Raw genomic sequence first — 378 nt, forward strand, 5'->3', positions numbered from 1 at the left:
GCCCCGAGGCGGCGCGGACCGGTCGGCGGGGCGGGGGAGGGGCCGCCGTCGCTCCCGGCGAGGGCCCGGACCCGGTCGATCGCGCCCGGTACAGCGAACTGCGCCGCGCCCAGCCCCTCGACGATGTAGCCGCGCCGGCACCGGCCGGACTCCTCCATCGCCCGGAGCACCTTGTAGACCGCGGCGAACCCGCCGGTGACCCGTTCGGTGCCCAACGCGCCCCGGGTCAGCACGCCGTGGCGCTCCAGGAACGCCTCCGCGGTGGCGTGCGCACGGCGGGTCGGGTCGGGCTCGCGCGGCACGGCCACCGACCAGCGCCCGCCGACCGACGGCGGCCCGGTCCGGCTGGGCATCGACGGCCGCCCCGCACGCAGCTGC

1 protein-coding gene is annotated in these 378 nt (G+C 80.2%); it reads right to left on the bottom strand.

The features are described from left to right. On the bottom strand, positions 1–378 hold a 378-nt coding region (locus GTW08_RS21650), incomplete at both ends, for a hypothetical protein (RefSeq protein WP_161152451.1).

The organism is Pseudonocardia sp. SID8383 (genome assembly GCF_009864975.1).
GTDB classification, from domain to species: Bacteria; Actinomycetota; Actinomycetes; order Mycobacteriales; family Pseudonocardiaceae; genus Pseudonocardia; species Pseudonocardia alni.